At 43.8% G+C, this 13,227-nt stretch carries 11 protein-coding genes; all 11 read right to left on the bottom strand.

Annotated elements, in window-relative coordinates:
- Positions 1–21 precede the first annotated feature (21 nt).
- Entirely contained in the window at positions 22–1,431 is a 1,410-nt protein-coding gene (gene uhpT, locus KNQ18_RS00985) for a hexose-6-phosphate:phosphate antiporter (RefSeq protein ID WP_214771571.1), read from the bottom strand.
- Between the two features lie 35 nt (positions 1,432–1,466).
- Positions 1,467–2,456, bottom strand: coding sequence for an ABC transporter substrate-binding protein (locus KNQ18_RS00980; protein ID WP_214771574.1), 990 nt, complete (start codon positions 2,454–2,456; stop codon positions 1,467–1,469).
- The gene (locus KNQ18_RS00975; protein WP_214724054.1) at positions 2,453–3,229 is read right to left on the bottom strand and encodes a DUF3919 family protein; all 777 of its coding nucleotides are present in this window, start codon (positions 3,227–3,229) and stop codon (positions 2,453–2,455) included. The genes KNQ18_RS00980 and KNQ18_RS00975 overlap by 4 nt, the downstream gene beginning before the upstream one ends.
- Positions 3,230–3,324: 95 nt before the next feature.
- Positions 3,325–4,710 (bottom strand): sensor histidine kinase, encoded by a 1,386-nt coding sequence (locus KNQ18_RS00970; RefSeq protein WP_214771576.1) that lies wholly within the window; start codon positions 4,708–4,710, stop codon positions 3,325–3,327.
- Positions 4,707–5,378, bottom strand: coding sequence for a response regulator transcription factor (locus KNQ18_RS00965; RefSeq protein WP_214724058.1), 672 nt, complete (start codon positions 5,376–5,378; stop codon positions 4,707–4,709). Before KNQ18_RS00965 ends, KNQ18_RS00970 begins: the two co-directional genes overlap by 4 nt.
- A gap of 334 nt (positions 5,379–5,712) precedes the next feature.
- Positions 5,713–6,789, bottom strand: a complete 1,077-nt coding sequence (locus KNQ18_RS00960; protein WP_251133276.1) for a hypothetical protein — start codon at positions 6,787–6,789, stop codon at positions 5,713–5,715.
- A gap of 35 nt (positions 6,790–6,824) precedes the next feature.
- Positions 6,825–7,475 (bottom strand): ATP-binding cassette domain-containing protein, encoded by a 651-nt coding sequence (locus tag KNQ18_RS00955; protein WP_035410473.1) that lies wholly within the window; start codon positions 7,473–7,475, stop codon positions 6,825–6,827.
- A gap of 4 nt (positions 7,476–7,479) precedes the next feature.
- Positions 7,480–8,937, bottom strand: a complete 1,458-nt coding sequence (locus KNQ18_RS00950) for a hypothetical protein (protein ID WP_214724062.1) — start codon at positions 8,935–8,937, stop codon at positions 7,480–7,482.
- A gap of 71 nt (positions 8,938–9,008) precedes the next feature.
- On the bottom strand, positions 9,009–9,434 hold the full coding sequence (locus tag KNQ18_RS00945; protein WP_035410480.1) for a hypothetical protein: 426 nt from the start codon (positions 9,432–9,434) through the stop codon (positions 9,009–9,011).
- A gap of 744 nt (positions 9,435–10,178) precedes the next feature.
- Complete coding sequence (locus KNQ18_RS00940) at positions 10,179–10,790, bottom strand: ABC transporter ATP-binding protein (RefSeq protein WP_214724064.1); 612 nt, start codon at positions 10,788–10,790, stop codon at positions 10,179–10,181.
- Entirely contained in the window at positions 10,787–12,742 is a 1,956-nt protein-coding gene (locus KNQ18_RS00935; RefSeq protein ID WP_214771592.1) for a DUF1430 domain-containing protein, read from the bottom strand. The genes KNQ18_RS00940 and KNQ18_RS00935 overlap by 4 nt, the downstream gene beginning before the upstream one ends.
- Positions 12,743–13,227 lie beyond the last annotated feature (485 nt).

Below are 13,227 nucleotides of genomic sequence, written 5' to 3'. Positions count from 1 at the left end.
AGGCGAGGGTGCTCGTGTCTGTTACGAACTCAACTTATCCGCTTGACGCTCTAGCAATCCGAGGCGACGAATCTTTTTCTCCTCGACGACAGCGACGATCGCAAGGGCGATCAAACCGAACAGTAACGCCGCATTGAAGATGATGAACGTATCGCTCCAGCCGTGTAACGTAACCGAACCAATCGTTAGACCGTTCGTCTCCGGATCAGCGATTTTTGCTAGACCGACTTTTGCGATTGAATCACCGAACAAGTAACCGAACGTACCGACCATCCCGTTCGTGACCGTCGTCGCTTGTTTTGGTGCGAAGCTGATGACCGAGACACCGATCAAGAGCTGTGGTCCGTAGATAAGCGCACCGAGTGCAAATAGTGACGCGTAAATCATAAGTTCACTCGTACCGTAACGATAACCGAGGACCGCGACGGCCGTCAGTAAAAGACAGATCGCTGCGACGAGCGCCCGGCGTCCTTTGAGTAAATCGGACACGTAACCCCAAATCATACTGCCGCATAACGCACCAATTTCAAAGAAGAAGATCGTATTGACAGCACTCTCTGTGCTGAAGTGCAAGTGTTCCGTGACGTAGAGTGGTGCCCAGTTATCAATCCCGATCCGGACGATATAAACGAAGACGTTCGCGATACAGAGCGTCCAGATCCAGGGGTTCGAGATGACGTACGTTTTGAAGATTTGCCACTTCGTCATACTTTCAGCAGCGATGTTTTCCGGTTCGATCGGTTCCTCGAAGATTTCTTCACTCCGATTCCACCCGAGTTCCTCCGGATCATCCTTCCCGATGAATAGACCGACGATCCCGATGATGAGCGCGATTGCAGCTGGGAAGATGAACATCCCGACGACACTTCCGTTGAAGAAGACGTTCGCTCCCCACAGTGCGAGACCACCGGCAATTGCTCCACCGATGTTGTGCGAGACGTTCCAGAAGCCGAGGTAGCGTCCACGTTTTTCAAACGGTGTCCAGCGGGCGATCGTCGAATACGACGATGGTCCCCCGACCGATTGGAAGAACCCACTGAGTCCCCATAAAACCATCAATAAACCGACCGGACTTCCGCCGGCACTCATCAAGAGTCCCATCGCGGTGACGATTAAGGACGAGAGAATCAATAAGAACGAGATGACGCGTTTCGTATTTTTCCCGTCAACGAAATAACCGAGCAACGTTTTCCCGATTCCGTATGTAATTGAGAAGGCGAAGCCGATATATCCAAGTTCCGTCGTCGTAAAGCCCAGTTCTTCTTTCAAGAGCGGTTGCGCTGCTTTGAAGTTGTTTCGGATGAGATACATCGCCATATATGAGAAGAAGACGACTAAGAATGCCTTTAAGAATTGTTGTAACCATTGTTTCCGTTGTACTTCGATTGGTATGCCGGCATTCGGCAATTTTTTGATGCTGAAGAAGCCCATCTTCCATTTCCCCTATCTGAATCAGAGTCTTCGCATCATTTGTCCTGGAGCTGATTGAATCGACGGAGGTAGTCGCGGTAATCGGCGACGATGTCCTGCCCGACGTTCTGCTGGATCGGTTGTGTCTTCGCGATCGCATAGGTCGGCGTACCGAATGAGACCTTCCTCAGAATCGCCTGACCGTCCGCCGAGAGTACGAAACGCATGAAGGCGTTCGCCTGCTTTTGTTGCGTTCGTCCTTTCAGCTTTGAGATCGCGTTGATCGAGTACGTATCGAGCGGGATGCTTTTGACCGGATAATACTTCTCGCGCAGTGATTGTTGATCCCCGATGAAATTGACCCCAAGCATCGCTTCCCCACTGGCGACGTACGACGTCGGTGCAAAACCGTTCGCCGTGAATAGTCGCGTTCGCTCGATGAGCTCGCGTAAGACATTTTCAGCTTTCGTCCCGTATCCGTCAAAGACCGCTTGCAGGATCGTCGCACCGGTACCAGAATGATTCGGATCCGGCAAAATCAACTCGTTCTGATATCGCTTCGCCGTCAAGTCAGCGAGCGTTTTCGGATAAGTTGCTGCCCCGAACCGCTCGTTCCAAACGTCTGTATTGATGACGATTGCTAAGCGTTCGACTTCATAGCCGATCCAGTAGCGGTCCGGATCTTGTAGTTCCGCTTGATCCATGCCGCTCGGGAACGGTGTCGACAACCCGCGTTGCTTGAGCGTCTGGTGAGCATCCCACGTTCCGCCGATGATGACGTCGGCGCGCGGATGATCCGCTTCCTTCGTCACACGCCGGACGAGTTCTTCCGTCGACAGGCGCACGAACTCATACGTACAACCCGCCTGCTCACAATATGACGACAGCAAGGCGCGACCGATATCCTCTTTCGCAGAGACGTACGCCGTCAAATGCGGAACGGTTTCCCGCGCGGCTGTCCCCTGCTTCGTCTGTTCATTGTTGCGGACGATCCAAATGCTCATGAGACAAATGATACTCAGCAAGAAGAGCATTCCTTTTCTCATCGATCTGCCTCCTTCCCGGTCGGCAGGAGTTGTCCTTTTAAATAGAAGGTGTTTCCATTGTCATCATCCATGTACTGGACGCTGAACAATGTCTCATACACAGTAATATTCATTAAGTTGGCACGCGTATTCTGCTCATTCTTGAACCGCTGAAGCTTGAGAATGCGCGGCTGTCCCTGACTGGCATCGAGCGCTTGACCGACCTCTTCATAGTCCGTCATCGGCTCTGCTTGCGTCAGGCGACGCTTAACGTCTTCTCGTTCGCGTGCAGTCAAAGAACGAGAACGTCCTGCTGCATACACGGTCACGACTTCCCCCTCAGCGAACTGATGCGCGAGCTGTTCTGGTTCGTGATAGGCGTTCAAGAATCGTGCTTTCAGTGACGTCGTTTGGGTGCTAGGACGTTTTGCGACACATTTTCCATTTAGCGTCATACTTTCTCCGAGCGAGAACGTCCACGTCGTTCCGTTTAAGAAACGGAGCGTCCCGTTAAATGTCGCCGTTCCCGCCGGACAAGTCCCGTTTGTCACCGTCTTCATTTGCTTCAATAGCGTCGTGATGCGCTGGACTTCCGTTCCGTCTTCTACCGTCTGCTCCCCCCATGCCCGGTGACGTAACGTCAACTCGGTCGGGAGCGAGTCATCGGAAGCATTCAGTCGTTTCGGTCCATCAAGGACGTGTAAGCGTCCGAAGACCGTCTGCTGAAGCAAAAGAAGACCGAGGGCAAACAAGATGCCCATCAGGAAGAGATAAGCGATGGTCGATGCTTTCATGATTCCTCTCCTTGCTTGATTCTTAGATTACGGGGCAATTGTTTCGTAAATCCGGTCGAATTGTTTCGTAAATGTATCATTTGTAAGCGATTACATTAAGTCTGATTCGCTAATCGAAAAGTTAATGTGATACGTGTGCCGCTTACATCACTTTCAAGTTCAAAATCGCCACCTTGTTCCTGCATCAGACGCCGGCAGAGCGGTAGACCGAGTCCATTCCCACTCGCCGTCGTCAGACTATGCTGCTCCTTCTCCCATTCGGCAAGCACTGCTGGATCAACACCGATCCCATCATCCGTCATGATGAATTGGAGGGTCGTATCTGTACTGACGGTCGAAAACGTCACCGTCATCGCGTCACTGTATTTGACGGCATTCTCGAGAAGATTCAACAAGACTTGTTTCGTCTGATCCGGTTGACCGAGCACGTAGATTGACGGAACATCCTGTTCAACTTCAATTCCTTGTCCATTAAGACGCAATTGCATGATGAATAAGGCGTCGGCAAGCAAGGCGTCGAGCGCGAACATCGTCGACGTCACGTGACGTTCGTTGCGCTGTTGTTTCGCCTGTTCGAGATTATGCGAGACGAGTCGTAACAAGCGCTGGCTCTCGACTTCGATGTAGTGATAACAATGCGCCGCTTCATCTGGGGGTAGCTTGGGGATCAACTCGACATAGCCCATGATGGCCGTCATCGGTGTCCGGAGTTCATGAGTGATGTGATCGATGAACGTCTGTTGGTCGCTTCGTTGTTGTTCGAGCTGTCCGATGTTGTGCTGAATCGCGTCAGCCAGCGTCGAAAAGTCAGCCGCCAGTCGGTTCAATTCCTCATATGGATACGCTGGTAGCACGTTTGCATAGTGTCCTTTCGTCAAGGCGTGCGAGACGCTCCGTAAATCATCGATCGGTCCAATCAATGTCTTCGCCATCCGACGCGCTGTCCAAACAGCAATCACGATCAAGATCAGAAATACGCCAGTGAAGACATAGGTGAATTGCCGCAGCAGTTCGGCTTCCGTCCGCAGATCGACGAGAAAACGGACCGAGCCGATGACGTCCGTTTTGCCATACAGCGGACTCGAGAAGAACAACACCGGAACATCGGTTTCTTTCAGAAAGAGATAACTCGACTTCCCTTTTAACGCTTGATCGATGTCTCCCGCGAGAAGCGGCAATTGATCGCGTTCGGAATCAGCGAGCAGTTCTGCGTTTGGTCCAAACAGTTGGACGCGCGCATCGAATCGGTCCGCGAGATAGGAAGCAATCGGGACTGCCGTATCGGCGAGCGAGTCCGTCTCTTCACTTGCAAGGTAGTTCATCGTATAGAGCTCCGCTTCCCGACTCAGTTTTTGGACGGACTCGACGGCGTTCTCATATAGGTTCGATTGGATGAAGGCATAGAGAATCAAGAAGAGGACGAGCAGTGCCGGAACGAGGAGCAAGACGAAGTTTTCCGTGATGACTTGGCGTAGCTTCATGCGTCGATCCACTTGTAGCCAACACCGTAAATCGTCTTGATTCGTTCGCCTTGCGCTCCGAGTTTCTTCCGTAAGCGCTGGACCATGATATCGACGGCTCGGGTCTGACCCGAGAAGTCAAAGCCCCAGACTTGTTCGAGCAGTTCATCTCGCTCGAAGACCCGTTTCGGATGCGTCAGGAAGAGTGCGAGCAATGCATACTCCCGGTACGTCAGTGGCAATGGTTGACCGTCGAGCCGAATGACTCGTTCTTCGGAATCAACAGATAAGAACGGGTCGGTCGCGACAGGCACTGGTGGCGCGACCGTCTTCGTGCGTTTCAACAGGTTTTTGACACGCAAGACGAGCTCCGTTCCGTTAAACGGTTTAGTCATATAGTCATCCGCTCCGAGCTGTAGCCCGATGATCTTATCGTTCATCTGATCACGCGCTGTCAGCATCAAGATCGGTAAATCAGGCGTCGTCTGTCGAAGTTTTGGAATCAATTCGAAACCGGTCGTATCCGGTAGCATCAAATCGAGGACTATCAAATCAAAGGTTTGTGTCGCCTGTAGGGCAAGTGCATCAGCTCCATTGGCTGCCGTCTCGACCGTCTGACCATCGAGTTCGAGTTGAAGTTTGACGAGATGCTGGATGCTCGCCTCATCATCGATGACAAGAATATGCATAGGAATTCCTTCTTTCTAGGCAGGTTTTTCTGTCCCCTAGCGTATCATGAAATCGTTTGCAATCACACCGAGAGAACAAATGCAAAAACAACAAACAATATTACAGACAATGAATCTGTCATTTGAAGCGATTCGAGATTTATTCTTATCAGATTATGACAAAAGAACTTTAGCTACAGAATCGAATTTTGATGACATCCATCCTCAATGATCGTATCAGCATAAAAAATACCCCTTGATCATTATAATGACCAAAGGGTATCAAAAAACTTTCTTATTCCATTACAAAATAAAATGTTAAACTACTCTATCTCTTACGGTATGTGTAACAACGTCAGTTTCTCAACTGGGACACGATGTTGTCGTTAGACAACTCTTTCTTCATTTTCCGAGTAATCAATAGCTTCACGAATCGTTTGTTCAACACAATCAAGAGTGACAATAGAACGACTAATCCAGCGACCATTATCAGAAGTGGCTGAATTCCCATGTATTTCCACATCCCTACTGCAAATAATGCAATCAGAGCATAGGAATACAGATATATTTTTTTATTCATGGATTCGATGGTTGAATAAAATTGTCGAGAAATTTCTTTACTCGATAACCCGTTGATATACAATGACAACAAGTCTCTATTTAGTGTTTTGATCAGTGCATTTAAACTATTTCTATAGAAGATAAAGACGATAGCAAGTAACACTACTTGGAAGAGTATCAACAGATACATCGACATTTTAGAACCTGTTACAAGTTTTTCTAATCCTTCCGCTTGATAGTATACATATGCTTTTTCTTCATCAAACATGTTATTAAAATCTTGTACAAAATCGTAGATATACTCTGTTTTCGTAATATTGACTAACAACGACTTAGCACTAGAATAATTATCTGATTTACTTATTTCTTCAGCTAATTTCGCGCTAGTTTGAGGTGCTAGATAACATTTATCCTTTAAAAAGAAAATACCTGACCCTTCGTAGTAGGATTGTTTTAAGGATAGTGGTTTGTTCTCCATATCCGTGAACTTCAACGTGTTCCCTTTAAATGAATCAGGTAGAATGATTTCGTTTCCTTTGACCGGTTTATGATAGTTGATAGCATCTCGTGTCGTTGGATTTAGCGTCAGACAGTTCATGAAATCCTGTTCACCGTCGCCATTTGAATACGATAATGGAATCTCATATTCGTACGACAAATCTTTAACATTATCCAACTTTTTTATCTTTTCTGTATCGTACGTAAACTCACCGTTTTTAGTGTATCCGTTAATAAGTACCATGGAAAGCCGCTCATTGTTTAAAATGTTATTTCGAATATTTTCTGTTGATATAAAAATTGTAAAAACAGAAAATAACAGTAAAATGATAAGGAGAAAATTTAATGTAGTCAATTTTTTTAGCTGTTTCATATACTTCTTCTTCATGTAATGAAAAACGGTCATTTTCATACTGCAATTCCTCTATTCAATTCATTGAAGTTAAATGTTTGATCCGATTGGCCAACTACATAATTAGAATGCGTAACGATTAAGATGATTTTATCAGACTTAATTTCCTTTAATAAATCCATGATCATTTCAATGTTTTCTTTGTCTAGATTATTTGTTGGCTCATCTAGCAAAATCAATTTGTATTCAAAAATCATTACTTTTAGGAAAGCAGCCCGTTGCCGTTCTCCTCCTGAAAGATTGTTGACAGGTACATCTAATTTCTTCGACATTCCGATTTTTTCACTGTATCGCTTTAATCTTTCTTCATCAATATTTTGATGATTAATCAACGATATGATTTCGAGATTTTCACGCACGGTTAATGCTTCAATGAGATTTAAATCCTGAAAGAAATAAGCGATTTGTTTACGCGCCTCATCAATCTTTTCTTTATTCGAAAAATCTAGCGTTTGATTGAACAATACTACTTCTCCATGCGTAGGAGCCTGTATCAACGACAAGATGTTAATCAAAGTCGTTTTACCGCAACCACTTTTACCAAATAGTGAATAAATGCCTGGCTTTTGAATTTCTAAAGAAAAGTCATTTAAAATTTCTTGATTTCCATAGCCGAAACTTACGTTATTTACGTTTATTGACATCATCGAATCATCGAAACCTCCTAGCAATTTCGTCACCCTCTAAAATATTTAAGATATTATTCAGATAGACACTCATTTCGAATGAATAGTTTCCTGCTTTCTCACAATAACCAAGACCGCATTCTTTCTCTTTTATACGCTCTTTGATCTTCTCAGTATCCACTTTTAATTCATGCTCCGTGATCATACTGCTATACACATTCAAAACGACATAATCATCTTTCCCATCATATTTCAAGACAGTTGGAAATAATGACTTCACTTCTTTTTTCTGTGAAGAGGTCAATGTAACGCTATCATAAATCAACAATTTTGTTAATAATTTGTTTTCTTCTAATAAATTCTTTTCATTAAAAAGATCATTTTCATCTTGGTTTTTCCCACAATAATATCTCTCCGATAGATTGTTCAAATCGTTACAATTCACATCTGGAAACTCACTCAAATCTCGATTTTCATTTTTTAAAATTTGATCTATGACAGATATGAAGTACAAATTTTGTTGCGTCTTCTTTTCGCTTCCTAAGAGGGTATCGAGGCGGGAATTAATCACCTCGATGTATTGTTCTGTATGTTTCAATTTATTACTAGCAAATAAGTTAGACATCAGATACAGATTTCGAATACTGTCTAAAGAATGATAAAAACTAGTGTAAGGTTTATTTTGATTCAATAAGTTTACGAATGCTTTTTTTCCTGCATCGTTCTCCATAACCATCTCGACAATTTGTAATTGTATCCAGTATGTGATTTCATCACAAAATAGTAGTGTGATTTGGTTTTGTTCATTCTGATAGAGAGATTGGAGACGTTCTAACTTTATTCCCCATTTATGACTATCGTTTAATTTTAATGCTGCATACAACAAGATAGGACGGTTTGGATCCATCAAATCTTGACTAGAGTATTCGTCAATGATTGTTTTTATCGTTTCTTTTGTCAGAGAAGTGCTTATATTAGAATCAAGTTCAAGCGATAGGAGTGTAAAGTATAAATATTCAATTTGATCACCTTGAACGGGTTTTCTCATTTGGTGAATATGCTCTTTTATGTCTTGAATCATGCTGACTTCTTTGATTGAATTTGCAGTTTCGTATAAAAAATAGAGATCAAAAAATGAGTCGATTTTTGAAATTTGTTTGCTATTCAATGTACCTTCACCGTTAATTTGCATAACAATCAAGTCACAATAAAACTTGTTTCTCTTTTCATTACATTTTTGAATCGAATAGTTCTTTGACTTCTTTTTTAGAAAACGATAGGTACTGTTATTTTTAATAGCTGAAGATTCACTAAACTGACTATCTACTTCAAAGACAGAGCCACCATCTGATGTTTTTAGATAAGAAGATGCAGTCTTCACTAAGTTTGAATTATGTATATCTCGATTGATGAACGTTTCACCTTGGCTACAACCAGCTAATATGAATAAAAAACTGATACAAATAAGGATTATTTTTTTCATATGGTTTCGATACTCCTGTTCATAATACGAAAGGTTAGTGTAAAAGGAATGATTAAATTATGTTCGAATGATCAAATCTTTGCAGTAGCTGTATACGTTCGGTTGCTATAATCCACATGTGTAGTCGTGTTCATCCCTAAATAGAGTGTCAATCCACTACCACACACATTTCCTGAACTATAGTATGATTTACTCTTTGTTGATTTCGTGTACCCTGGGCTTGTTCCGCTACCGCTAACGCCGGCACCTGAGAATGAAACACTTCCTCCAACTGTCGTAAATGTGACGTGGTGCTTTAAACTTTTAAAGCCTGTCCGTGTAGTAGAGCTATAGGCTTTATAATTTCCGCAGCCACTAAAATCAGAGAAGTAAGGTAAATCTGCTTTTGACGTGACACTGCTCACAGTTTTGGTCGCTCGGTAAGCATCTGCTTGAGGTGCGAAAGCAAGCGTACAAGCGAGTGTCGATACTGCAGTTAACGTAAGTACTTTTTTCATTTTACATTTCCTCCTAAATTTTCATTTCCTTTTACACTTACCCTTTCGTAAAAATCCTATCATAAATTTTCAGATAACAACCATCAAATTAGAAAAAAATTTCCATTTTTCGTTTTTCTACCATCATTTATTTACCTTATAATTTATTTGTTTTTATATATTATTTTGAAACACCCTTTAGTAATGGTGCTAAACTTTTTCTTCTGACAAGCAATGGATAACTATAAATAAAAAAGAGCCTCCCATTATGGAACCAAAAGTCACTCCTAATGCCTTAAATGAATGTCATCAATTCGTTGCAGACTTACCATTTTCTCTTATGGTGAAGCAATCATACAGCTTTGCCTTCGCATAAAAGAAAAGTTCTTTTTTTGCTGCTGTAAATTGTTTTTTAGTAATTAGTATTTGACATGGTTTTGAAATAGGGACGAGCAACACCAAGATCATGACGAGTATGATGAGCCCTATCCATCTCATTTGACGATTCCTTCTTTGTCACGGATTCCGACCAATTCAAAATTTATCCGTTTTTATTCCATCGCTGTGTTTCAAATAACATCAATCTACTTTTGAAATCTATTTTCTGTTTCTAATGAAAAAAACTCTCCCTAAAAAGGAGAGGTATCTGACGATCAATCAAGCGAAAAAATGCTCACGCGTTACTTCTTTCAAATATTTTAGACTTGATTGATTACAAAAAGTACTAGAACAACTCCAATCAACAACAGCGAATCGTTCATTCCGTTATCCTATCTCCACCAGCCTTTTCCCTTGTTGTTTAATCGCTTCATCATGCGTGACGAGGATGATCGTCTTTCCTTGATCGTTCAACTCTTGTAAGAGCGCCATCACCCGCTCAGCATTCACTTGATCGAGCGAGCCCGTCGGTTCATCCGCTAAGATGATGTCACACTGCTTCAGCATCAATCGAGCTAATGCGACCCGTTGCTGTTCCCCACCTGACAACATGAAGACTTTTCGATCGATTTTGTCGCTTAATCCAACAGCAGTCAGCACTTCTTCGATCGTCTTACCGGAGCGATAGCGTTTTTGAACGATCTCGAGATTCTGCCGAACCGTTTTTTGGTCGACGAGTGCGAAGTTCTGAAACAAGAAGCCAAGCTTCGTCCGAAAGTATGCCAGTTGATTGTGCTTGTTCGTGATATCCTTTCCGTCGACGACAATCGTTCCGGTATCGATCGGCTCTAGCGCCCCAATCATGTTAAGCAGCGTCGTCTTCCCGCATCCACTTGGACCGGAAAAGATGACGAAGTCGCCCTGAGAAATCGTTAACGATAGGTTTTCGAATAAGGTTTTCCCTTGAAACGACTTGCTCAGTTGCCGGATTTCAATCATAGATTTCCCCCCTTTAAAATGCGCTGGACATTTGCCCGTTCAATCTTTCGAATCAGCCAAATTAGCAAGACGCCTTCTGCCACTAGTAAGGATCCTCCGCCAGCTAACAGTAGCCCGGGTGAAGAAAACTCAAGGATATAGGCAGTAAGCGCTACAGCCAGTGTACTGACAAGCGTAATCCCCATCGTCGATACGATCAGGCGTCGGTTTTTCTGCCAAATGCTGTATCCCATCACCTTTTGAACCGACAACTCAATTGCGTTCACTTGATACTCGAGTCGTAGCACCGTCCAGATGACGAGTAACTCCAGACTAAGAATCAGAATGACAAAGATCAGGTTCATATTCATCAATCGTTTCGCTGCTTCCCAGATGCCAAGATACTTCTCCCACGCATTCGTCTGCAAAACGAGTTCATTTGTCATCTGTTTCTCCGCCACATAGTCTTGAAAGGCTCCTTGATCAAGCTCATACATGACGTCAGCGAGTAAGACATTCGACAGTTGTTTCAATGCTTTCGGTTGCTTTGCTTCATTGACGACGATGAGTAACGGATTATTGATGAGCGTACTCCCGCTAGTAAGATTTTGATCGATCGCGACGGTTTCGACATCTTCTTTATAATGGACGACCGGGTAGGAATCTGCGAGATACGCCCCGAGTCCGAGTTCACGAAGTCCACTATCAATGGTCGACTTCGCTGGAATTGATACCCCATCGGGTGCAAAGAACGTCAGCTCATGCTTCAAGACGGAAGAACTATTCGCAAATTGCCCGGCCACTTCATTAAATGCTGTCCGGTTCATCAAGACAGTCGGTTGGTCTGCCGTCGTGAAGCTATTAATCGGGGTACTCAATGTCACTTTGAAGTCATCATAAAAGCGTGTGTACAGTTCCGTTTGGATTCGTTCCGCGATGTCGGAACTTTTCTCGTCCAAATAGTGCGGAGAGGTTACTTTGTGACCGATGTAGGTATACGAATAGGTTTTCTTCGCTTCAAAGAACGGCCGTTGTTTATAGATTGTCACGGCTTCAGCGATGACCGTGATACTGGTTGAGAGCATCAAGATCGTCAAGAAGGTTGTTGCGAATTTCATGCCATATGTAAAGACAAGTAACTTATTCGACCGCTGACCGTTTGAGAACGCTTCTTTGATCGTCAAACGTCGCAATCGAAGATAGACCAGTCCGTTGACGACGAGTAATCCAACCATCAAACCACTGAACAGCATCAGGTATGGATCAATCGGTGTGAACGAACGGAGTGTCAAAAAACTAACGATGAACGCAAGCAACAAAATGCCGGAGTCCATCAGAATCGAACGTGTTACCCATCGCGCTAACGATTCGCCCATCGATAGACGAACGAGTAATTCCTTTCTGACGACAGCCAGCTCATAGAAGGTCAGTAACACGGTGATGATCGCGACGAGAGCGAATACGCCTAAGATACGGTACAGTTCTGCTGACTCGTTATAACCCGGTTGCGGATGATTCCCCGCGTATGTATCAATCAACTCCATCTTAAACGCTTTTACGGCAGCAGCTGAACCAATCCCGTAAAAGTTTGGTGTATAAGCAACGGCAGGATGCTCGGATAACGGCTTGAACTGGAACGTAATATCACCGAGAAAGACGCTTTGATAGACCTGCTCTTGGATTGAGCGGGTAGCAAACATCGCTTTAGTACCCACCGTTCCGTAAATCGTCTTCGTACTTGAGAACGTCTGATTAGGCGTCTCTTCATAAGTGAAGACATCGACTTGATGTTTCTTCGCGGCTCGCTCGATATCTGCTAGCATCTGTTGTTCCGAAATCTTCGGATTCGGATAGATCGTCGTCGACACGAATGATTCAGCGAATCCTTCAAGTGTCAGCATCCGACTCTCTCCAATGATGAACAGACTCGTAAACACCATCACGGTTAGAATCATTAACTTCAAGCGTTTCATCCGGTTCCCTCCCATCTTTTAGTAATACGTTCAGATTACCTTGAAACATGAATAACCAAAAGATGTAATTTTATCAAGCCATCCGACAAAACGCGTCTTTTAAAAACAATAGCCATCTATTCCTTAAAATCAGCAGCTTCGCTTCTCTTTTGCGACTAGGAATCTAAGAACTATAAGCGAATTAGGAAGATCGCTTCTTTAATTTTCTTTTCTCCCATGACTTACTCCCTATCTTTCGATTGGTAGAACGATACTGATTTCTTTTTTTCCGAACACCCCAGCGGATAAGTAGAGTTATCCTGAAAGCGATCGCGCTAGAATGCGGGTTTATCTGAAGCGAATGGACGGAAGGATGGGAAATCACATAGCTTACGCTCATCGAAAGTTAAAGAAACCGTTGGCATGATTGAAGAAATGGAGCGTTGCGCCCAGCGGATAACTCTACTTATACTAAAACTACCGCGGAATACATAACAGATATGCAT

Origin of the sequence: Exiguobacterium sp. s78 (assembly GCF_018618985.1) — a bacterium.
Classification (GTDB): Bacteria; Bacillota; Bacilli; order Exiguobacteriales; family Exiguobacteriaceae; genus Exiguobacterium_A; species Exiguobacterium_A abrahamii.
This window is presented reverse-complemented; position numbering and strand designations above follow the sequence as displayed.

Coding starts and splice junctions, on each gene's coding strand:
- uhpT (WP_214771571.1), bottom strand. CDS start 1,431: ATGGGCTTCTTCAGCATCAAAAAATTGCCGAATGCCGGCATACCAATC.
- KNQ18_RS00980 (WP_214771574.1), bottom strand. CDS start 2,456: ATGAGAAAAGGAATGCTCTTCTTGCTGAGTATCATTTGTCTCATGAGC.
- KNQ18_RS00975 (WP_214724054.1), bottom strand. CDS start 3,229: ATGAAAGCATCGACCATCGCTTATCTCTTCCTGATGGGCATCTTGTTT.
- KNQ18_RS00970 (WP_214771576.1), bottom strand. CDS start 4,710: ATGAAGCTACGCCAAGTCATCACGGAAAACTTCGTCTTGCTCCTCGTT.
- KNQ18_RS00965 (WP_214724058.1), bottom strand. CDS start 5,378: ATGCATATTCTTGTCATCGATGATGAGGCGAGCATCCAGCATCTCGTC.
- KNQ18_RS00960 (WP_251133276.1), bottom strand. CDS start 6,789: ATGAAACAGCTAAAAAAATTGACTACATTAAATTTTCTCCTTATCATT.
- KNQ18_RS00955 (WP_035410473.1), bottom strand. CDS start 7,475: ATGATGTCAATAAACGTAAATAACGTAAGTTTCGGCTATGGAAATCAA.
- KNQ18_RS00950 (WP_214724062.1), bottom strand. CDS start 8,937: ATGAAAAAAATAATCCTTATTTGTATCAGTTTTTTATTCATATTAGCT.
- KNQ18_RS00945 (WP_035410480.1), bottom strand. CDS start 9,434: ATGAAAAAAGTACTTACGTTAACTGCAGTATCGACACTCGCTTGTACG.
- KNQ18_RS00940 (WP_214724064.1), bottom strand. CDS start 10,790: ATGATTGAAATCCGGCAACTGAGCAAGTCGTTTCAAGGGAAAACCTTA.
- KNQ18_RS00935 (WP_214771592.1), bottom strand. CDS start 12,742: ATGAAACGCTTGAAGTTAATGATTCTAACCGTGATGGTGTTTACGAGT.